Origin of the sequence: Streptomyces sp. NBC_00670 (genome assembly GCF_036226765.1) — a bacterium.
Lineage (GTDB): Bacteria > Actinomycetota > Actinomycetes > Streptomycetales > Streptomycetaceae > Streptomyces.
Window position 1 is genome coordinate 978,245 of record NZ_CP109017.1, and the last position, 19,679, is coordinate 997,923.

The 19,679-nt window shown below is 74.4% G+C and carries 14 protein-coding genes; 4 read left to right on the top strand and 10 right to left on the bottom strand.

The genetic code is table 11. The features are described from left to right. Positions 1-155 precede the first annotated feature (155 nt). From OIE12_RS04290 to OIE12_RS04300, 3 genes are all read left to right on the top strand, one after another. Positions 156-1,559, top strand: a complete 1,404-nt coding sequence (locus OIE12_RS04290; RefSeq protein ID WP_329131886.1) for a hypothetical protein — start codon at positions 156-158, stop codon at positions 1,557-1,559. A gap of 67 nt (positions 1,560-1,626) precedes the next feature. Further along, the gene (locus tag OIE12_RS04295; RefSeq protein WP_329131888.1) at positions 1,627-2,865 is read left to right on the top strand and encodes an AAA family ATPase; all 1,239 of its coding nucleotides are present in this window, start codon (positions 1,627-1,629) and stop codon (positions 2,863-2,865) included. After that, the gene (locus OIE12_RS04300; RefSeq protein ID WP_329131890.1) at positions 2,862-4,124 is read left to right on the top strand and encodes a vWA domain-containing protein; all 1,263 of its coding nucleotides are present in this window, start codon (positions 2,862-2,864) and stop codon (positions 4,122-4,124) included. Before OIE12_RS04295 ends, OIE12_RS04300 begins: the two co-directional genes overlap by 4 nt. 181 nt (positions 4,125-4,305) lie before the next feature. On the opposite strand, the gene narI is transcribed toward OIE12_RS04300, so the two are convergent. The 6 genes from narI to OIE12_RS04330 form a co-directional block, all read right to left on the bottom strand. Then, entirely contained in the window at positions 4,306-5,088 is a 783-nt protein-coding gene (gene narI / locus OIE12_RS04305; protein WP_329131892.1) for a respiratory nitrate reductase subunit gamma, read from the bottom strand. Next, entirely contained in the window at positions 5,085-5,753 is a 669-nt protein-coding gene (gene narJ, locus OIE12_RS04310) for a nitrate reductase molybdenum cofactor assembly chaperone (protein ID WP_329131894.1), read from the bottom strand. Before narJ ends, narI begins: the two co-directional genes overlap by 4 nt. Beyond that, positions 5,750-7,486, bottom strand: coding sequence for a nitrate reductase subunit beta (gene narH / locus OIE12_RS04315; RefSeq protein WP_329131895.1), 1,737 nt, complete (start codon positions 7,484-7,486; stop codon positions 5,750-5,752). The genes narJ and narH overlap by 4 nt, the downstream gene beginning before the upstream one ends. Then, positions 7,486-11,175: a nitrate reductase subunit alpha gene (locus OIE12_RS04320; RefSeq protein WP_329141726.1), complete on the bottom strand. Its 3,690-nt coding sequence runs from the start codon at positions 11,173-11,175 to the stop codon at positions 7,486-7,488. Before OIE12_RS04320 ends, narH begins: the two co-directional genes overlap by 1 nt. 270 nt (positions 11,176-11,445) lie before the next feature. Then, positions 11,446-11,919: a hemerythrin domain-containing protein gene (locus OIE12_RS04325; RefSeq protein WP_329131897.1), complete on the bottom strand. Its 474-nt coding sequence runs from the start codon at positions 11,917-11,919 to the stop codon at positions 11,446-11,448. Between the two features lie 82 nt (positions 11,920-12,001). Further along, complete coding sequence (locus tag OIE12_RS04330) at positions 12,002-13,192, bottom strand: nitrate/nitrite transporter (protein ID WP_329141727.1); 1,191 nt, start codon at positions 13,190-13,192, stop codon at positions 12,002-12,004. A 373-nt stretch (positions 13,193-13,565) separates the two neighbouring features. On the opposite strand from OIE12_RS04330, the gene OIE12_RS04335 reads away from it, so the two are divergent. Continuing rightward, positions 13,566-13,988 carry a pyridoxamine 5'-phosphate oxidase family protein gene (locus OIE12_RS04335; protein WP_329131899.1) on the top strand — a complete coding sequence of 141 codons (423 nt, stop codon included), beginning with the start codon at positions 13,566-13,568 and terminating at the stop codon, positions 13,986-13,988. A gap of 63 nt (positions 13,989-14,051) precedes the next feature. Here OIE12_RS04335 and OIE12_RS04340 read toward each other — a convergent pair whose 3' ends face one another. The 4 genes from OIE12_RS04340 to OIE12_RS04355 form a co-directional block, all read right to left on the bottom strand. Then, positions 14,052-15,047, bottom strand: coding sequence for an Acg family FMN-binding oxidoreductase (locus OIE12_RS04340; protein ID WP_329131901.1), 996 nt, complete (start codon positions 15,045-15,047; stop codon positions 14,052-14,054). Positions 15,048-15,200: 153 nt separating this feature from the next. Continuing rightward, complete coding sequence (locus OIE12_RS04345; protein WP_329131903.1) at positions 15,201-15,653, bottom strand: hypothetical protein; 453 nt, start codon at positions 15,651-15,653, stop codon at positions 15,201-15,203. Then, positions 15,653-18,394, bottom strand: coding sequence for a multicopper oxidase domain-containing protein (locus tag OIE12_RS04350; protein WP_329131905.1), 2,742 nt, complete (start codon positions 18,392-18,394; stop codon positions 15,653-15,655). The genes OIE12_RS04345 and OIE12_RS04350 overlap by 1 nt, the downstream gene beginning before the upstream one ends. Next, positions 18,391-19,641, bottom strand: a complete 1,251-nt coding sequence (locus OIE12_RS04355; protein ID WP_329131907.1) for a TIGR04053 family radical SAM/SPASM domain-containing protein — start codon at positions 19,639-19,641, stop codon at positions 18,391-18,393. Before OIE12_RS04355 ends, OIE12_RS04350 begins: the two co-directional genes overlap by 4 nt. Between the last annotated feature and the right edge of the window lie 38 nt (positions 19,642-19,679).

A 19,679-nucleotide genomic window follows, 5' to 3' on the forward strand; every position in this document is an offset into this window, starting at 1 on the left:
GTGTGTGTCACCGGCCGGCCCGCACGGCTGTTCCCCGCGCGGTGCGCGGCGGGAAAATCCCGATGACACTCCGCGTCCGGTGGCGTTACGCTCCCGGCGATGACCACTTACTCCGTTCACAGATGGGGGGTCCCGTCCGCGCAAGGTGAGTGCTGATGGCCACTCACCCCGCGACCGGGAATGTCCGCCTCTCCCTCTGGCGGCGCGTACGCGAGTACGCCGTGCCGCCCTCCATGATCGAGACCGCGACCGCGCGCCGCCGTGCCGGTGACTGGGCCGGAGCGTGTGCCGCCGCGGGCGTCGACGTCGATCTCGACCTGCGTGCCGTGGCCCGCGCCCACGGCCGTGACCTCGCGGCCCGCGTCCGGGACGATCTGCGCCACCTCGCCCCCGACCTGCTGCGCTGGCACCTGCCGAGGATCGCCCCCGACGGACTGCTGCGCCCGGGGCTCACCCTCGCACTGGCCCACTACGACACCCCGGGGACCGACGGCCCGGCCCCACCGCACCTCGTGGTGCGGACCCCGCCCGCGTGGGCGGACGGCGGCCAGCGGATCGGCCTGGCACTGTGGGACGGCACCCCCGCCACGGCCGACGCCCGGCACCATCCGCATCCCCGGCCCAGCCGGCGCTTCCGGCTGGACCTGCACCGTCATCTGTGGGACGCCCGCAGGGCCGGGGAGCTGCGGGTGCGGTCCGGGGCCGACCGGCCGCCGGACGAGGAGGTGCCCGAGCCGCTGCGAGCGGTGCCGGACGGCCACCGCTGTGCCGTCGGCCGGTGGGCGGCCGAGGCGGGGCTCCTGCTCGCCGCCGAGGGCCGCGACTCCGGTGCCGTCCTCGTACGGCTCGGGGGCGGGCAGCGGCTGCTCCTGGACGTCGTCACGGACGGCTCGGCCGCCCCGCGCATCGCGGCGGTGACGGCCCCGGCGGACGGCGGTGGCTTCTCCGGCATGCCCGTGCTGCCCGACGCGGCGACCTGGGTGCCGCCCGATCTGGAGCTGCTGCGGGCCGGTGAGCTCACCGCCGACCGGCTGCATCCGCTGGTCGCCGCGGCCCTCGTACCAGGCCGTGCTCCGGACTCCGCGCACGAGCGGCGGGCGCCCGCGAGCGGGACCCACGTCGTGCCGTGCCGGGGCGCCCGGCACCGGATCGGCCTGGTCGACGGGGTCCTGGCACCGCTGGACCACACCCCTGAGGAGATCCGCCGGGAGGAGCTGCTGGCCGCCCTGACCGGCGAACCGCTGCCCTGTCTGCGGATCGTCGACGCGTTCCACCGCAGCCCGGACTGCCTCCCCGACGTCCGCGAACGTCTGCACCACGGTGACGTCACCGGCGCGCTCGCCGTCGTCGAGGGCCTGCTGGGGCGCGAGGCGGTGCTGCGCGACGGGCCGTTGCGGGACGCGCTGGATGGCGCCGCACGGCGCCGGGTCGCGCACGGGATGTACCGGGCGGGCCTGGCGGACCCCGGCCCCGGACGCTTCCGTGCGGTCGCCGGCTCCGGGCACCGCAAGCGTCGGCGCCCACGTACGGACGCGCTTCCCACGAAGACCTTCTACTGAGCCCGGGCCGGCCACGAGCCGTGCCCCACCCTGCCTCCATCCGCCACGAACCCCCAGGTGATGCCACATGACCACGCTTGCCCCCGCGTCCCGACTCGACGTCGCCGCCGGCCTGTTGACCCTGCTGCGCGACACCACCACCGAGCCGCGCCCCGACGTCCAGTTGGAGGCCCTGACCCTGGCCGTCGCGGCCGATCTGCCCGTGCTGCTGTGGGGCGAACCCGGGATCGGCAAGACGGCCGCCCTGACCCAGCTCGCCGCCGCCCTCGATCTGCCGCTCACCACGGTCATCGCCAGCGTGCACGAGCCGTCCGACTTCTCCGGGCTGCCCGTCGTCGGCGACGACCCCGCGGCGCAGGGCGTGCCGATGGCCCCGCCGGACTGGGCGGTGCGCCTGGTGCGGGCCGGGCAGGGGCTGCTGTTCCTGGACGAGCTGTCCACCGCGCCGCCCGCCGTCCAGGCCGCGCTGCTCCGGCTGGTGCTGGAGCGGCGGGTCGGCGCGCTGCGGCTGCCGCCGGGGGTGCGGATCGTGGCCGCCGCCAATCCGCGCTCCTCGGCGGCCGACGGCTGGGAGCTGAGCCCGCCGCTGGCCAACCGGTTCGTGCATCTGCAGTGGGTCCACGACCACGAGGTGGTGGTCCGGGGGCTCGGCGGCACCTGGCCCCGGGCGACCCTGCCCCGGCTCGACCCGGCGGCGCTGCCCGAGGCCGTGGCCTTCGCACGCCGTGCGGTGTGCGGGTTCCTCGACGCCCGCCCCACGCTGGTGCACCGGCTGCCCTCCGGCGAGAGTCGCCGGGGCGGCGCCTGGCCCTCGCCCCGCAGCTGGGAGATGACGCTGTCCCTGCTCGCCTTCGCCACCGCGGCCGGTTCCTCCCGCGAGGTGCTGGCGCTGCTGGTGCGCGGCACCGTGGGTGACGGTCCCGGACTGGAACTCCTGGCCTGGCTGGACCGGATGGACCTGCCCGACCCCGAGATCCTGCTCGCCGACCCGGCCGTCGCCGGCCTGCCCGAGCGGGGCGATCTGCGGCAGGCCGCGCTGGACGCGGTGGTGGCGGCGGTCCGGGCCCGCCCGGAGCGGGCCCGCTGGGACGCGGCCTGGGCGGTGCTGGTGCGGGCGGCGGAGACCGGTGCGCCGGACGTGGTGGTGGTCCCGGCGACGACGCTCGCCTCGCTGCGCCGTGAGGACTGGGACGTGCCCGCCTCGATCGAACGGCTCACCGGGACGGTGGCCCTCGCCCGGCGCGCGGACCGGGCGGCGGCCCGGACCGCGGCGAAGATTTCCACGACCGCGAAGGCCGTCCGATGAGCGGGCCGACGGACGCGTCCTGGGTGCCGGACGGCGCCGACAGCGCCCTTGACCTCGACAAGTTGTTCGCCGCCCGGCTGCACGCCGCCCGGGTCCGGCCCTATCTCGCGGCGGCGCTGTTCGCGCTGCACCCCGTCGAGTCCCGCCGGGTGCCGACGATGGCCGTCGACCGGCACTGGCGCGTCTACGTCTCCCCCGCGTTCGTGGACGCCATGCCGGTGGAGGAGCTGGCCGGGGTGTGGGTGCACGAGGTGACGCACCTGCTGCGCGACCACCACGGGCGCAGCGACCGCGTCGCCCGCGAGCGCGGGCTGACCGGTCCGGCGGAACGGCTGCGCATGAACATCGCGGCGGACTGCGAGATCAACGACGACGTGTTCGGCGAGGGGCTGCTCCGGCCCGCCGGTGCCGTGCTGCCCGCGACCCTCGATCTGCCCGAGGGCAAGCTGATGGAGGAGTACCTGCACTGGTTCCAACTGGGCCCGCGGACCCAGGACTGGGCCTGGCTGGACTGCGGCAGCGGCGCCGACGGGCTGGACCGGGAGTGGGACCTCGGGCCGGACGGCGCGCACGGACTCAGCGCCCAGGAGCGGGACGCGGTGCGGTTCCGGGTGGCGCGGGGCATCACCGGCCGGCACGGGGACGTCCCCGGGGGGTGGCGGCGGTGGGCGGAGGAGGCGTTCCATCCGCCGCAGCCGTGGCGGGAGTTGCTGGGTGCGGCAGTGCGTGCGGCGGTCTCCGCGCCCGGTGCCGGTGAGGACTACAGCTACGGCCGGCCCTCGCGGCGGTCGGCCTCGGTGCCGGGTGCCGTGCTGCCGAGTCTGCGGCGCAGACCGCCGCATGTGGCGGTGGTGGTCGACACCTCGGGGTCGGTCAGTGACGCCGAGCTGGGCAGTGCGCTGCTCGAGGTGGCGGCGATCGCGCGGGCCGTGGGTGGGCGCCGGGATCTGGTGAGCGTGGTGTCGTGCGATGCGGCGGCGCAGGGCGTGCGGTCGCTGTGCCGGGCGGAGGGTATCGCGCTGGTGGGTGGTGGGGGGACGGATCTGCGGGCGGGTTTCGCCAGGGCGTTGCGGGGGTGGCCGCGGCCGGATGTGGTGGTGGCGCTCACGGACGGTCAGACGCCGTGGCCGAGCACGCGTCCGCCCTGTCGAACGGTGGTCGGTCTCTTTCCTCGGGGCGCGTACGGCTACGACGAGGACGACCCCGAGTACGTGCCGGAGCTGCCGCCGGCGTGGGCCCGTGTGGTGGAGATCGGGTGAGTTTTTTCGCCCCCGCCGCCCCTACCCTTCCCGTCCCTTCAAGGGGCTCCGCCCCTTGGACCCCGTTGGGTTCGTTGTCGGCTGGCCGCCGGTGGGGCTTCTCGCGCAGTTCCCCGCGCCCCTGACGGGGCACGGTGAGTGCTCGCGCACCCTCACACCGCCACCACCCCCCTGGGCCCGTTCAGCCGACGCGTTCCCAGCCGCGGCGTGGGGGCCGGTTGCCGAGGCGGTCGTCGCGGCTGCGGTAGACGATGTAGGGACGGGTCAGGTAGCCGAGGGGGGCGGTGAGCATGTGGACGAGGCGGGTGAAGGGCCAGAAGGCGAAGAGGAACAGGGCGCTGAGCGCGTGCAGTTGGAACAGCAGGGGCACGCCGGTCATCAGATCCGGGTCCGGCTCGCCGTAGGAGAGCGCACGGAACCACGGGGAGATGGTGTTCCGGTAGTTGTAGCCGCTGCCGACGATGTTGGCGACGACGGTCGCGGACAGGCCGAGCGCGATGGTCAGCGTGAGCGAGACGTACATCGCCTTGTCGTTGCGGGTGGTGGCGGAGAACACCGGGCCGACCGTGCGCCGCCGGTACAGCAGCAGGGCGAGCCCGCCCAGGGTGCACACCCCGGCGATCGTGCCGAGGACGACGGCGGCCACGTGGTAGGTGTGCTCGCTGATGCCGGCCGCGTCGGTCCAGCTCTCGGGGATGAGCAGTCCGCCGATGTGGCCGAGCAGGACGACGAGGATGCCGAAGTGGAACAGGGGGCTGCCGATGCGCAGCAGTCTGCTCTCGTAGAGCTGGGAGGAGCGGGTGGTCCAGCCGAACTTGTCGTAGCGGTAGCGCCAGACGTGGCCCAGGACGAAGAAGGCCAGGCTGAGGTAGGGCAGGATCACCCACAGGAAGACGCCGCCCGGCCCGGCCTCGGCGGCGGTGGTCAGGTGGGCCGGGGCGAGGGCGTGCGGGGGTGCGGTCATCGCGGGCCTCCTGCGGGGTCGGGCATGAACTGCGGGGGCGTGTACGGGGCGAGCCCGACCTCTTCCCCGGGCGGCCCCTCGGCGGCGAGCCGGGCGACGGCCTCCTCCTCGTCGCCCCCCAGCGGGGGCAGCGTGGCGGAGACGGACTGGAGCAGGTGGGCCCAGGGCGAGTCCTCGGCGCGCAGGGCGAGGCGGAGGAGTTCGAGTCCGGCGCGGTGTGCGGTGAGCAGCCGGTGTCCGGCGGGCGGGTCGACGCCGGCGAACTCCAGGACGACGGCGAGGTGGTCGGGGAGTTCGTCCTCGACGGGGCGCAGTCCGGCGGCGGCGTAGGCCTGCTTGAGCCGCAGCAGGGCGATGCCGCGCTTGCGGGTGTCGCCGTGGGCGTAGTAGGTGAGGTACGGGCAGCAGCGTTTGCGGTGGTCGAAGGTGGCGACGTAGGCGACGGCCAGGTCCTCGGCGGGGGTGCGCCCGGCGTGCGCGGTGAAGGCGAGCAGGGGGTCGCGGACGGGGCCGGGCAGGGCGGGGGCGGCGCGGCGGGCGAGGTCGAGGTGCCCGGCGAAGTCCGCGTCGGGGTAGCCGAGCAGCAGCGACTGCACCTGCCAGGCGTAGGGGTGCCAGGGCTCGGTGCGGGCGGCGGGGCGCAGCTTTCGCTTCGTGGTCCTCATGGCTTCGGCTCGACCTCCCCGTCGCTGTCGCCGCCCGGGGCGCCGTTCGTGTCGTCACCCGGTTCCGCCGGCGGGAACAGGCCGGGCGGTGAGCCCTTGCCGTCCCAGTTGAGGAGGTTGACGCGAGTGCCCTTGCCGGCGGGCGCGGCCGGGGTGTCGGAGAGCTGGCGGTCGCGCAGGGCGCGGTAGTTCTCCACGGCGATGGGTGCCGCGCCCCCGGAGGTCTCGCCGAAGGGTCCGGAGCCTCCCATGCCGGGGCCGCCCTCGTAGTCGAGGCTGCACTCGGTGGCCAGCTCCTCCAGGGAGTGCGCCTGTTCGGCGTGGGCGGGCGGGATGACGTACCGCTCGTCGTACTTGGCGAGCGCGAGCAGCCGGTACATGTCGTACATCTGCTCCTCGCCCATGCCGACGCGTTCGGGGATGGCGGGGTCGGGTTCGCGGCCGAGGTTGATGTCGCGCATGTAGGCGCGCATGGCGGCCAGCCGGCGCAGTACGGCGTCGACCGGGGCGGGGTCCCCGGCGGTGAACAGCTGGGCGAGGTAGTCGACGGGGATGCGCAGGGCGTCGACGGCGGCGAAGAGGTTGCGGTGGTCCTCGGCGTCCTGTCCGGTCTCGCGCACGGCGTCGACGACCGGGGAGAGCGGGGGCACGTACCAGACCATCGGCAGGGTGCGGTACTCCGGGTGCAGCGGCAGCGCCACCTTGTAGGTGTTGATCAGGGCGTGCACCGGGGAGCGCCGGGCGGCTTCGATCCAGTCGCGCGGGATGCCGTCCCGTTCGGCGGCGGCGATCACGGCGGGGTCGTCCGGGTCGAGGAGGACGGAGCGCTGGGCCTCGTAGAGGTCGGTGTCCTCGGGGGTGGTGGCGGCTTCCAGGACGCGGTCGGCGTCGTAGAGGACGAGGCCGATGTAGCGCAGCCGGCCGACGCAGGTCTCGGAGCAGACGGTGGGCAGGCCGACCTCGACGCGGGGGAAGCAGAAGGTGCACTTCTCGGCCTTGCCGGTGCGGTGGTTGAAGTAGACCTTCTTGTACGGGCATCCGGTGACGCACATCCGCCAGCCCCGGCACCTGTCCTGGTCGACGAGGACGATGCCGTCCTCCTCGCGCTTGTAGATCGCGCCGGAGGGGCAGGAGGCCGCGCAGGAGGGGTTGAGGCAGTGCTCGCAGATGCGCGGCAGATAGAACATGAACGTCTCTTCGAACTCCAGTTTGATCTTCTCGGAGATCTCGCCGAGGACGACGTCCTGCTCGCCGTGCTGTGCCGAACCGCCCAGGTCGTCGTCCCAGTTGGCGGACCACTTGATGCTCATGTCCTTGCCGGTGATCAGCGACTTGGGGCGGGCGACGGGGGTGTGTTCCTGGAGCGGGGCGTTGGTGAGCGTCTCGTAGTCGTAGGTCCAGGGCTGGTAGTAGTCGTCCAGGGTGGGCAGGACGGGGTTGGAGAAGATGGTGATCAGCTTCTTGAACCGGCCGCCGGCCTTCAGTTGGAGCCGGCCGCGCTTGTTCAGTTCCCAGCCGCCGCGCCACCGTTCCTGGTCCTCGTAGCGGCGCGGGTAGCCCTGGCCGGGGCGGGTCTCGACGTTGTTGAACCACACGTACTCGACGCCGGTGCGGTTGGTCCACGCCTGTTTGCAGGTGACCGAGCAGGTGTGGCAGCCGATGCACTTGTCGAGGTTCATCACCATCGCCATCTGGGCCATCACGCGCCCGATGGGGGCTTCGGCGCGGGGCATCAGTACGTCACCTCCTGGTTGGCGCGGCGGCGGACGACGGTGACCTCGTCGCGCTGGTTGCCGGTCGGGCCGAGGTAGTTGAAGGCGTAGGTGAGCTGGGCGTAGCCGCCGATGAGGTGGCTGGGCTTGACCAGCAGCCGGGTGAGGGAGTTGTGGATGCCGCCGCGGCGGCCGGTGGTCTCGGTGCGGGGCACGTCGATCAGCCGGTCCTGTGCGTGGTACATGTACACCGTGCCCTCGGGCATCCGGTGCGAGACGATCGCGCGGGCGGCGACGACGCCGTTGCGGTTGACCGCCTCGATCCAGTCGTTGTCGCGCACGCCGACCTTGGCCGCGTCCTGGACGCTCATCCAGATGGTGGGGCCGCCCCGGGAGAGCGACAGCATGAACAGGTTGTCCTGGTACTCGGAGTGGATGGACCACTTGTTGTGCGGGGTGAGGTAGCGCACGGTCACGCCGAGTTCGCCGGTCTCTCCCAGCCGTGGTTCGCCGAACAGGGCGTGCATGTTCAACGGGGGCCGGTAGACGGGGAGTTGTTCGCCGAGGGCGGCCATCCAGTCGTGGTCGAGGTAGAAGTGCTGGCGGCCGGTGAGGGTGTGCCAGGGCTTGCCGCGCTCCACGTTGACGGTGAACGGGGAGTAGCGGCGTCCGCCGGTCTCCGAACCGGACCACTCGGGGCTGGTGATGACCGGGACGGGGGCCGCCTGGGTGTCGGCGAAGGTGATCCGCTTGCCCTCGTGCTCGGCGGCCAGATCGGCGAGCCGGGTGCCGGTGCGTGCCTCCAGGGTGTGGAAACCCTGGGTGGCGAGGTGGCCGTTGGTGGTGCCGGACAGGGCGAGGATGCTTTCACAGGCGTGCACGTCGCGGGCGAGCGAGGGCCGGCCGTTCGCCGCTCCCCCGCGCACGGTGCCGTTCTTGTGCCGCAGGTACTCCAGTTCGCTGTCCAGCTTGAACGTCACGCCCTTGGTGGTGGCGCCGAGGGTGTCGAGCAGCGGGCCGAGGGCGGTCATCTTCTCGCCGACGGCGGCGTAGTCGCGTTCGACGGTGAGCAGTTTCGGCATGGTGCGGCCGGGCTCGGGGGCGCACTCGCCGGCCTTCCAGTCCCGCACCCTGCCGTGCGGGGTGGCCAGTTCGTCGGGGGTGTCGTGCAGCAGCGGGGCGGCGACGACGTCCTTGCGCACGCCGAGGTGGGTGGCGGCCAGCCGGCTGAAGGCGTGGGCGAGGGTGACGAAGGCGTCCCAGTCGGTGCGGGTCTGCCAGGGCGGGGCGATGGCCGGGTTGAAGGCGTGCACGTAGGGGTGCATGTCGGTGCTGGAGAGGTCGTGCTTCTCGTACCAGGTGGCGGCGGGGAGCACCACGTCGGAGAAGACGGTGGTGCTGGTCATCCGGAAGTCCAGGGTGAGCAGCAGATCGAGCTTGCCCGTGGGGGCCTCCTCGCGCCACACCACGTCCCGGGGCCGGGCCTCGGGCGGTGCCTCGGCGGCGCGGACGGAGTGGTCGGTGCCGAGGAGGTGCTTGAGGAAGTACTCGTTGCCCTTGGCGGAGGAGCCGAGCAGATTGGCCCGCCAGACGGTCAGGACGCGGGGGAAGTTCTCGGGGGCGTCCGGGTCCTCGCCCGCGAACCCCAGCCGTCCGGCGGCGAGTTCGTCCACGACGTGCTCGGCGGCGGGGCGGCCGGCGGCCTCCGCCTCGTCGGCGAGGTCGAGCGGGTTGCGGTCGAAGGTGGGGTAGGAGGGCATCCAGCCCATCCGGGCGGAGGCGGCGATGACGTCGGCGGTGCTCCGCCCGGCGAACGGGCCGCCCGGACCCGTGGGTCCGGCCGCGGAGAGCGCGTCGGCGGAGGACGGGTCGTAGCGGAACTGGTCGCCGTGCAGGTACCAGTAGGCCGTCTGGATCATCTGCCGGGCCGGGCGGTTCCAGTCGGAGGCGGTGGCGAGGGCGGAGTAGCCGGTGAGCGGGCGCACCTTCTCCTGGCCGACGTAGTGGGCCCAGCCGCCGCCGTTGACGCCCTGGCAGCCGGTGAGGGTGGTCAGGGTGAGGAAGGCGCGGTAGATGGTGTCGGAGTGGAACCAGTGGTTGGTCCCGGCGCCCATCACGATCATCGAACGGCCGCGGGACTCCTCGGCGTTGGCGGCGAACTCCCGGGCGATCCGCGCCGCCCGCGCCGCGTCCACGCCGGTGATCACGGACTGCCAGGCGGGGGTGTACGGCTCCTCGGCGTCCGCGTAGGACGTGGGCCAGCGGCCGGGCAGTCCCGGGCGGCCCACCCCGTACTGGGCGAGCAGCAGGTCGTACACCGTGGTCACCGCACGCCCCGCGATCCGCCGCACCGGGACCCCTCGCCGCAGCAGGCCCGCGCTGCCGTCGGGGGCGTCGAAGCGGGGCAGCAGGACGGTGACCGGCGTCTCGCCGCCGCCGTCGGCCGACAGCAGCGGGTCGGTGTCGCCCAGGTCGAGGTTCCACTTCCCGGCGCCGCCCTCGCCGAACCGGTCGCCGAGGGTGCCGCCCGGGACCACCGGGGTGCCGTCGGCATCCAGCAACACCGTGCGGAACTCGGGGTGTTCGGCCTCGGCGTGGGTGCCGCCGAGGTCGGCGGCGGTGAGGAACTTCCCCGGTGCGTACGTGCCGGGCTCGTCCGCCGCCTCGTCGAGGGCGACGAGGAAGGGCAGGTCGGTGAAGCGTTTGACGTAATGCTCGAAGTACGGGGTGCGGCGGTCGACGAAGAACTCCTTGAGCACCACATGCCCCATGGCCATGGCGAGCGCCCCGTCGGTGCCGGGCTGGGCGGGCAGCCACTCGTCGGCGAACTTCACGTTGTCGGCGTAGTCCGGGGAGACCGCGACGACCTTCTGGCCCCGGTAGCGGGCCTCGGCCATCCAGTGCGCGTCGGGGGTGCGGGTCACCGGCAGATTGGAGCCCCACATGATCAGGTATCCGGCATCCCACCAGTCCCCCGACTCGGGCACGTCCGTCTGGTCGCCGAAGACCTGCGGCGAGGCCACCGGCAGGTCGGCGTACCAGTCGTAGAAGGAGAGCATCACTCCGCCGAGCAGCGAGTAGAAGCGGGCGCCCGCCGCGTGCGACACCATCGACATCGCGGGGATCGGCGAGAAGCCGGCCAGCCGGTCGGGCCCGTACTCCTTGATGGTGTGCACATGCGCGGCGGCCACCATCTCCACCGCCTCGTCCCAGCTCGCCCGCACCAGGCCGCCCTTGCCGCGCGCGCTCTTGTACGTGCGTGCCTTCTCGGGGTCGCCGGTGATCTCCGCCCAGGCCGCCACCGGGTCGCCGAGCCGGGCCTTCGCCTCCCGGTACATCCGCAGCAGCACGCCCCGGACGTACGGGTAGCGGACCCGGGTGGGCGAGTAGGTGTACCAGGAGAAGGCGGCGCCGCGCGGGCAGCCGCGCGGCTCGTACTCGGGGCGGTCGGGGCCGACCGAGGGGTAGTCGGTCTGCTGGGCCTCCCAGGTGATGATGCCGTCCTTGACGTACACCTTCCACGAGCAGGAGCCGGTGCAGTTCACGCCGTGCGTGGAGCGCACCACCTTGTCGTGCGACCAGCGCTCCCGGTAGAAGTCGTCCGCCCGCCGGCCGCCCTTCCTGCGCAGGGTGCGCAGGTCCGGGGAGATCTCCGCCCGGGTGAAGTAGCGGCGGGAGCGCACCAGCGCGTCCGTCAGTTCGCCGTCCAGTCCGGGTCGTGCCGTTCCGCTTCCGCTGCCGCTCTTGCCGCCGCTCTCCGACGCCGGATCGGTCTCCGTGGCCACCGCGCCGCTCCCTCCCGGGTTCTCCCGTGGTCGCTCGCTCGTCCTGCTCGTCCCTGTGCTGATCTCCTGTCGCGCCACCCCCTGGCTTACCGCGTATCGGGCGGTCGACACATGCGAAGTCAGAATTCCATCGGACGCACCTCCGTGCCGCCCGGCGCGGGGGCACCGGACGGCACGGACGGACCGCCGGGCCGGTCAGGGCGACGATTCGGGCACCTGTCCGCCCACCCGGGCGCGTACCGCTTCGACGGCCTCCCACTGTTCGGTGCTCAGGAAGGCGAGGGCGGCGGGGAAGACGCCGTCCTGTTCCTTGAGGATGTGCGCGCGCAGCACGGCCAGGGCGTCGAGGAGACGGTCCGGCCAGGCGGGGTCCGCCGGGACGCCGGACGCGGCCTCGGCCAGCACCGCCTCGATCGCGCGGTGTTCCTCCTCCAGAGTGGCGATCTTCTCGGGGAAGTCGCCGGCCAGGGCGGGGAACAGTCCGTGTTCCTCCACCTGGGTGTGCGGAGCGAGCACGGCGGCGATGTCGCGGGCCAGTTCGGCCGTGCGGGTGAGGTCGCCGTCGCGGTGGGCGTCCCGCACCAGGCCGATCATGTCCACCACCGTGTCGTGCTCGCGGGTGAGCCGGCCGATCGACTCCACCGCCTGGCAGCCGCAGTACTCGCACATGGCTCGTGCCCTCCTCGTCCGATGCGTGCGTCGGGTGGTTCGGATGTGTCGCGTGTGGGTCTTCTCGTTTGCCGTGGGCCGCTCAGCGCGGCTGGGGCCGGGGTTGCGGAACCCGGGCGGCACGGCGGGTGACGGCGGTGCGCACCCCGGTGCCGGTGAAGACGAGCGCCGCCGCGGCGACCAGACCCAGCAGGAGCAGGCCGAGCGCGTACGACCCGTAGGCGCCGTACAGCGAGCCCATCACCAGCGGCGGCAGGAAGCCGCCCAGTCCGCCCGCGGCGCCGACGATCCCGGTGACCGAGCCGACCTGCTCGGCCGGGGCCAGCAGGGCGACCAGCGCGAAGACCGCGCCGCTGCCCGCGCCGAGCGCGGCGGCCAGGGCGAGGAAGGCGAGCGTGCCGGTGGGGGCCAGCGCGGGGGTGAGGGACTGGACGAGCGCGCCGGCGAGCACCACGCCGAGCGACACGGTCAGCACCCGCACCGGGCCGAGCCGGTCCGACAGCCAGCCGCCCACCGGACGCATCGCCACCGCCAGCAGCACGAAGCCGGCCATCCGGTTGGCCGCGTCGGCCTGGGTGAGCCCGTAGCCGGTCTTCAGATAGGTGGGCAGATAGACCGAGAAGGCGACGTAGCCGCCGAAAGCCACCGCGTACAGGGCCGAGGCCTGCCAGGTCAGGGGCAGTGCGCAGGCGGCGGCGAGCCGGCGGCCCAGCGGCTGGGTCGGGACGGTCCGTCCGGGCGCGTCCCGCAGCAGCAGCGCGGCCAGTACGGCGTACACGGCGAGGACGGCGGCGGTGAGCAGGAAGGGGTCGGCCATGCCGTGCGCGTCGACCAGCTTGACCGTGGTGAGCGCGCTGATCGCGGTGCCGCCCATGCCCATGCCGAAGACGCCGATGGCCAGACCGCGCCGCTCGGGCGGGAACCAGGCGTTGACGAAGGGCACGCCGACGGCGAACGCGGTGCCGCCGATGCCGAGGAAGAACCCGCCGGTCAGCAGGGCGGCGAGCGAGGAGTGACCGGCCAGGCCGAGATAGAGCACCGGCACGATGGTCACCGCCGAGACCAGCGGGAACATCACCCGGCCGCCGAAGCGGTCGGTGAGCGCGCCGACCGGGACGCGGCCCAGCGAGCCGACCACGACCGGCACGGCCACCAGCAGCGACTGCTGGAAGGAGGACAGCTCCAGGCTGTCCTTGAGGCGCGGGCCGAGGGGGCTGAGCAGCGCCCAGGCCCAGAAGTTCACGGCGAAGCCGGCGGTGGCCAGCGCCAGCATCAGCCATGCCCGCCCGGGCACGAGCGCGGCGTCCGGCGCCGGGGAGGTGTCCTGCTCCGGGGAGGTGTCCTGCTCCGGGCTGTCGTTCTGCGTCCTCGACGGCTGAGGCATGCCGTCCGTCCCTTCGCTCACGCGGGTGTACGGCACCGGAGGGCGCCCGGGCCGCAGGGCCGCCGGTGCGGCAGCCCGGTGACCCGGTCCCACTGTCGGCGACGGTCCGCCCGCCCGGGGTGGGCCGAAGGGCCCCTCCCGACGGGCGGACCGTCCCCCTCGACGGGACCGGGTGGCCCGTCCCGCGGTCCGGCGCCCCCGGCGGACGAATGGGGGCCGACCGGCCCTAACGCACGTGGCGAGGGGCGGCGAACATGGAGGGATGTTGCGATACGACGTCTTCCGCGCGATGGACCGCCAGGAGTGCCTGCGGCTGCTCGCCAGGGTGCCGGTCGGCCGGGTCGTGTACACCCGGCACGCGCTCCCCGCGGTGCTCCCGGTGAACTTCGTCCTGGACGCGGACTCCTCGGTGCTGCTGCGCACCTCGGCGGGGTCGGACCTGGTCCGGGCGGTCGACGGCGTCGTGGTGGCCTTCGAGGCGGACGAGTTCGACGCGGCGAACCGCTCCGGCTGGAGCGTCGTCGTCACCGGGCCGGCCGCGGTGGTGACCGACCCGGCGGAACACGAGCGGCTGCTGCGCAGCGGGCCGCGGTCCTGGATGCCGATCCGGGAGGACGTCTTCATCCGCATCGAGTCCGCGATGGTCACCGGGCGTGAGCTGACGGATGTGCGCGGCACGGACTGAGCGGCGCGGAGGCCGTCCGCGAACGCCGCGACCGGCCCGCCCCTCCACACCCCGCTCCCGTTCCTACGGGACCGGGGTGTCGTCGTGCTCCCCATCCGGGCGGGCGGTGGCGCGGGGGGTGCGGCCGCCGTCCGGGCCGTAGCCGAAGCGGATCAGCAGATGCGGGGCGCAGCGCTGCCGGGCGCCGGTCGTCGCCGCCCGCAGGTCGGGCCACTCCATGGCCTGGTGCAGCATCGAGGTGCGCACCCCGTGCCGGGTGGCCACCAGCAGCGCGCGTTCCAGGGCCTGCCCGGCACGCAGCCAGTCCTCCCGCCGGTCGTGCGGGGTCCACAACAGGGCGACCTGGGCGTGCCGTTCGAAGCGAAGGGCGGGCGGCCGCAGGGTGGACAGCGGGCCGGTGAAGTCCCGCATGGGCATCCGGCCGTAGGCGTCCCGGGGGCCGAGGGAGGTGAGCGGGATGCCGTACGGGGCGCCCGCGCCCGGGGCGCTGACCCAGGCCCGGGCCTCGGCGGTACGGGCGGGGTCGGCGGCGTTGCGGTCCTCGGCGACAGCGGTCAGACCGAGCAGCCGCCGGGTGCCGGCGAAGTCGGGCATGTCCAGGTGCGCGCCCTCGGCGCGGGCCGCGGCGGTCATCTCCGCGACGATGTGTTCCGGCACGGGCCGGCCGGTGAACGGCAGCCGGCTGGTGTGCCGGCGGGCGACGGCGTCGTACAGCTGCCGGTACGCAGGCCGCGCGCCCGGCGCGGCGGCGCCGAGCCGGACGGTGGCGAGCAGATCGGGGTCGGCCGGGTCGGGCAGCAGGTGGACGAGGGGTTCCCAGCCGAAGTGCGCGGCGGCGACGCGAAGGTTGAAGACGGCGGCGCCGACGGAGAGGTGCTGCGCACGCAGCCGGGGGTCGGCGTGCGGCAGGGTGCGCGCACGGTCCACCCTGACCTGGATCGTCCGGGTACCGGCATCCATGCCGAAGCGCCACGGCTGCGTGTTGTGAATCGACGGCGCGGCGACGGCGGAGTACAACAACCGCTCCACCAAGGCCGCGTCAACCTCGGGCATCCGCATGACGGCTCCTCTCTCGGGGGCGCGGGGAACTGCGCACAACGGGACGAAGTCCCGTGCGGGGGGTGCAGGGGGCGCAGCCCCCGCCGGGGTCGAAGGGGCACAGCCCCTGGGGACGGGAAGGGCAAGGGCGGCCGGGGGCGAGGCAACGCGCTGTCACGTCGCCGGCAGGGCCGTCGCCAGCAGGACCACCCCCAGTGACCCCACCAGCGACCCCACAGCCAGTGCCCGCGCCAACTCCGGGCGCCCCTTCGCATGCGCCCACCCATGCACCACCGCCGTCAGCATCACCACCCCGAACAACCCGAGCTTCGCCGCAAGCACCCGCCCGTACCCCGGCTCCCCGAGCGACGCCCACGTCACCCCCTTGTGCCAGGCCATCGCCCACCCCGACCCCAGCTGCACCGGCAGGAACACCGCCCCCGTCAGCATCCCGAACCGCCGTCCCACCCGTGCCGCGAAGCGCCCCCGCTCCTCCTCCCCCAGCACCCGCCGGGCCAGCGGCAGCACCACCAACGACAGCGCCAGCTGCCCGCCCACCCACAGCACGGCCCCGGCCACGTGCAGAAAACGGACCACCTGCCACAGCCCGATCGCGCCCCCGCCCATCACCGCACCTCCACCACACCGTGCGCCCCCGCCTCCGCATGCCGCATGTCGTGATCGACGAAGGAGTAGTGCCCGGCCGCCGCGAACTCCGTCTCCACGAACCCGCCCTGAGCGGCGGCCAGATCAAGCACCTGAGACCCACCGGAACCGCCACCGCCCCGCGCCCGCAACGCGTACGCCCCCTCCTTGTACACGGTGTCGAACACCGCCCCCACCACATGGAAGGCGACCCCGTCGCTCGGCCCCGCGGCCACCACCCAGAACCGCACCCGCTCCCCCGCCCGCACCCGCAACGGCGCCTTCGCGTACTGCGCGGCGACCCCGTTGAACACCCAGGCGTCCGGCGTGTCCGCGCGCATCTTCGCGACCTGCGCCGCGCTCCCCGGCGTCCCCAGGTACAGCTCGGAGGAGACCAGCACGTACTCCCGGTCGACGGCGTCCAGCCCCGGCGGATCGACGATCACGGCGCCGTACATGCCGTTGCCCATGTGCTGGAGCATCGGCGCGGTGCTGCAGTGGTACAGCCACGCCCCGGCCCGCTCGGCCCGGAACCGGTACACGAGCCGCTCCCCCGGGTCGAGCGTGCGCATGGGCACGTCGGGCGAGAGCGCACCGGCGTGGAAGTCGATGCCGTGGCCCATCGTGGTGTCGTCGTTGACGAGGGTGACCTCGAAGACGTCGCCGACCTTCCCGCGCAGGGTGGGCCCGGGCGCACTCCCGCCGAAGGTCCACATCCGCTGCCGCACCCCGGGCGCGACCTCCACCGTCCGCTGCCGGACGTGCAGTTCGACCTTGTGCACGGTTGTGCCGGCCGCCGGGGCCAGGGCGGCGTCCCGGGCGTGCCACCCGGCGGAGAAGCCGGCGGAGAGGTCGAGTCCCGAGCCCTCCGAGGCGCTCGCGGAATGGCCGTCGTGGCCACCGGCGCTCCCGGCGGAGGCCCGCGTGCCGCCGGTGGCCACGATGGCCAGCGTCATCCCGGCGGCCCGGTGCCCCGGTACCGTGCACCATCCCGCGCGGTCGCCGGTGAGGGTGCCGAGGTCGAGGGTGCGCGACTGTCCGTCGGAGAGCAGCGAGGTGGCGGGGCCGTCCTCGATCCTCAGATCGTGCCGCTGCGCGTCGCGGTTGGTGACCTTCAGCCGCAGCGCGGTGCCCCGGGGAACCTCGATGCGGCTCGGGGTGATCCGCATGTCGTGCAGGGACACCGCCACGGTACGGGTTCCGGAAGCGGCGCCGCCGCCCGCGCCGGCGCCGGACGCGGTCGTCGTCGTACCGCCGCTCCCCGCCACGAGCACGGCCAGGGCCGTGACGACGGCGGCCACCGCCGTGCCGATCAGCACGGGCGCCCGGGGCGGCCCCGCCGCGGCGGCCACCCGCCGGCCGAGCACCGCAAGGACGAGCCCGAGGAAGGCCAGTGCGGCGCCCGCGGCGAGCACGGTGCCCACCGTGGCGGCGGGCCCGGGCAGCGGCAGGACGAGCAGGGCGACGGCCAGGTTGAGCGCGGCCAGCCGGGGCTGCCGGCCCCGTTCCAGTACGGCCCGCGAACCCGCCCGCTCCCTCGGGCCGTGCGACAGCACGACCGGCAGCAGATACGTCAGCGCGCCGATCAACACCTGGGCGACGAAGCCGAGCAGGAACAGCGGAATCAGGGACTCGACGCCGCTCTGGGCGTCGGCCGCCGTGTGGGTGGCGAACAGCACCAGGTCGCTGACGATCCCGGCCGCCAGCCACACCGCCGACGCCGCCAGCGACCAGGCGGCGGCGACCGAGACGGGCGTGTGCCCCCGTCGGACGATGCCCGCCCACACCCGTACGGCGAGGGCGACACCGGTGGCGTAGGCGGCGAACCCGGCGACGGTCACCGCACGCCAGGCGCCCGCCGGGCCCGAGGCCGGGTCCGGCAGGGCCGCCGGGCCCGCGAGCCCGGCCACGGCGAGCGCGAGTCCGCCCCCGGTGAGGACCAGCACGCGACGGGCCGTCCGGGTGGTGTCCTGGTGCATCCGGACACCGAGTGCGGTGGGCCAGAGCATGAACAGGGTGCCGAGTACGGGCAGTCCGATCCAGCCCAGCAGCATGACGTGCAGGTGCGCGAGCCGCAGCCCGGTGTGCCCGTCCGCGCCCACGGTCCCGGTGGCCAGCAGCCCGCCGAGGACCGTCCCGACGGCGAGGGCGGCCGCGGCGGCCCGGTAGTAGGCGGTGACGGGCGCGAGCCGGCCGCCCAGCGCGCCCCGGCCGAGGCGGACGAGCACCACGAGGTGCGCGACGGCGGCGGCGACCAGTCCCGCGCACGCCGCCGCGATCAGCGCCGGCAGGTCGGCCCACACGCCGAGGAGCACCCCGGCGACGGACACGTTCACCCCCGCGAGCCGTACGGTGCTCCACCGCCGGTCGGGGGCCCGGGCGTGCAGCATCGCGACGGCGAAGTGCTCGCTCCACACCACGAGCGCGGTGGTGGCGGCGCCGAGCAGGAAGAGATGGACCGCCAGCCAGCGAGCCACCGGCAGGGTGTCCCGCTCGGTGGCCGCGAGCAACGCGAGCCCGGCCCATCCGGCGACCACCAGATGCGCCCACATCTGCCATGCCCGCACCCCCTGTCGGGCGGGGTGGCCGGCCCGGATGCCGGGGCCGCCCGGGCCACCGGCGCCCGGCTCTCCGGGTCCGCCGGGGCCACCGCCCTCCTGGAGCAGCGGCAGCGTTCTGCGGCCGTCCGGCCGTGGCGCGTCGTCGGCCTCGCCCCCGCTCACGACGTCTCCCCTCCCCTCGGCGCCGTCCGCGCCCCCGTCCCGGACATCAGCGCGGCCAATTCCTCCTGGTGGGGGAACGACCCCGGCACGTACCCGCACCACGGCTCCTCCGCGTACGGGTCGCCGGTCACGCCGTACGCGCGGGAGCGGGAGCCGCCGCAGACCCGGCGGAACTCGCAGGCACCGCACCGGCCGCCGAGCCGGTCGGGGTCGCGCAGCCCGGTGAACAGCGCGGAGGTGCGGTAGATCTCGGTCAGCGGCCGTCGCCGCACATTGCCCGCGCCGAGCGGCAGGAACCCGCTGGGGTGCACGGTCCCGGTGTGCGAGACGAAGACGAAGCCGCGGCCGGCGTTGACGTCCAGCGGCGGCCGCCGGGCCCGGCGGCCCCCGGCGGCGAGGCCGAGCTCGGCCGTGCGCGCCCGCAACTCCCGGTACAGCGGCCCCAGTCCGAGCGCCTGCTCGTGGTCCTCGCCCAGACCGGCGAGGACGCGGCGCTGGAGGGCGACGCGGCGGAAGTGGTGGGCCTCGGTGGTCTTGGCGGGCACGGTCAGGCCGGCGTCGTACACGAAGTTCAGGACGTCCTCGGTCTCGGCGGGCGTCAGCGCGCCGAGGGCCGCGCCGCGTCCGGTCGGTACGAGGAAGAAGGCGCTCCACAGCATCGCGCCGTGGGTGTGCACGAGGCGGACGACGTCCGGCAGGTCGTGCAGGTTGTGCCGGGTGACGGTGGTGTTGATCTGCACCTTCATGCCGAGCGCGCGGGCGGCGTCCCAGGCGTCGAGGGTCCAGCGGTAGACGCCGGGCACGCCCCGGAAGCCGTCGTGCAGTTCCGGGGTGGAGCCGTCCAGGCTGAGCGAGAGGCCGACCGCGCCGGCCTCGTGCACGGCCCGCAGCCGCTCGGCGGTCAGCGTCGGCGTGCCGGAGGGCGAGACGGCGACGCGGACGCCCACCTCCGCGCCGTACGCGATGAGTTCGAGCAGATCGGGCCGCTGGAAGGGATCACCACCGGTGATCACGAACAACGGTGCCGGGCGGCCGAAGTCGGCGATCTGCCGCATCAGTTCCTTGGCGGCCCCGGTGTCCAGCTCGCGCGGATCCCGGTCCGGGACGGCCTCGGCGCGGCAGTGCACGCAGGCCAGCGGGCAGGCCCGGGTGGACTCCCAGATCACGAGGAACGGCCGCTCGCCCACGTTCTGCCGCTGCCGGCGCACGGCGGGTCCGCCGCCGGCCGCCGGAACGCCCGCGCTCACCGCCGCCCCCCGTGCGCCCGTCCGAGCCGGATGCCACA